At 73.5% G+C, this 1,757-nt stretch carries 1 protein-coding gene; it reads left to right on the forward strand.

Annotated features, from left to right (window positions below; genetic code table 11):
• On the forward strand, positions 1–1,757 hold a 1,757-nt coding region (locus tag DB30_RS40755), incomplete at both ends, for an SDR family NAD(P)-dependent oxidoreductase (protein WP_146662950.1).

The raw sequence follows: 1,757 nt of genomic DNA on the forward strand, positions 1-1,757 counted from the left end.
GCGTCCGCGCCCGCGACCGCGCCGACGCACCGAACCGACGAGGGCCCGCTCGCGCGCACCCGCGCGGCCCTGCGCGAGATGATCGCCGAGCGGCTCGACCACCCCGGCCAGGTGTCGACGACGCTGGGATTTTACGATCTGGGTCTGGACTCGAGCGACCTGCTCGACCTCGTCGCGCGGCTCGAGACCCTATTGGGGACCCAGCTGTATCCGACCCTGTTGTTCGAGCACCAGTCGATCGACGCGCTCTCACGTTGGCTGGTCGACAACCATGGCGGGCTGTCGGGCTCGACCGGCGCGCCCCCAGCCAAGCCCACTGCCGAGCCCACTGCCGAGCCTGCGCCCGTCGCCGCCGGGCCGCGCTACATGCAGGCCCAGTGGCGCCCGACCCCACCAAGCCCCGCGAGCGCGCCGACGGACGGCCCCTTGCTGCTCCTGTACCCGCCCCCAGAGGTCGCGTCGCAGGTTCGGCCGGGCACGATCGTCGTCACGGCGGGCGCTGGGTTCGCGGACCTGGGCGATCAACACTTCAGCGTCGCGGCCGACTCGGCCACGGATCTGCGCGAGCTGTTCAGCCAGCTCGAGCGCCGGGGCGTCGTCCCCAAGGCGATCGTTCACGTCAACACGGGGATCGATCCGCAGGCGCTCTACCGGCGGCTGCTCGCCCTCGTTCAGGGGCTGTGGCAGACGGACGCCCAGCGACACACGCGACTGCTGCACGTCGAGCTCGCGTGTGGCCACCCCGAGGCGCACGCCGTGCGGGCGTTCGCGGCGACCTTGGCCATCGAGCTCCCCCGCCTGCCGCTCGCGGTGCTCGAGGTCGACACCTGGCCAACGTGGGCCCAGCTCGACGCCGAGCTCGCGCAGGCGAGCGCCGGCGAGCTCGTGCGGCTGCACGCAGGGTCCCGCGCGGTGTTGGGCTGGGTCGATGCCTCGCTCGAGGCCACGCCCGGCGCCGAGCAATTGGACCTGCGGCAGCGCTGCGTGATCGTGACCGGCGCGGCCGGGGGACTCGGCCGGCTGTTTGCCCGCGCGCTCGCGGCAAGCGGGGCCTCGCTGGTGCTCAGCTCGCGGCGACCCGCAGATCCCAGCCTCGACGCGCTCGTGCAGGAGCTCGAGCAGCTGGGTGCGCAGGCGATCTACATCAGCGCCGACGTCCGCGAGCCGGCCGACGCGGAGGCCCTCGTCGCCGCGGCCGTGTCCCGGTTTGGGCCGATCCACGCAGTGATCCACGCGGCGGGTGTGATCGACGACGCGCTGATCGTCCGCAGCGATCCCGAGCGCGCCGCCGCGGTGCTCGGCGCCAAGATCCATGGCATCCACGCGCTCGAGCAGGCGTGCGCCGACCAGCCGCTCGCGTTCATGCTGCTGTGCTCCTCGCTGGCCGCCGTGATCGGCAACCTTGGCCAAGCCAACTACGCGTTCGCCAACGGCTACCTCGACGGCTTCGCGCACTGGCGGGAGCTCGCCCGGGTCCACGGCCAGCGCCAGGGTCGCTGCATCGCCATTGACTGGCCGCTGTGGCGCGAGGGGGGCATGCACGTCGACGCCCGCGCGGCGGCGCGGCTGGCCGACACCGGGATCCAGGCGCTGTCGACGAGCGCGGGCTTGTGCGCGCTCGCGGGGGCCATCTCGGGCGTGGAGGCCGGCGCGTGGATCGTCGTCGAGGCGGCCAGCCGCGCGGGACTTGGCGCGCGCCTGGGCGTGACCGAGGCACCCAGCGAACCGAGTCAGCCGAGCCAGCCGAGCCAGCCAAG

It is taken from the genome of Enhygromyxa salina, assembly GCF_000737335.2.
Lineage (GTDB): Bacteria > Myxococcota_A > Polyangia > Nannocystales > Nannocystaceae > Plesiocystis > Plesiocystis salina_C.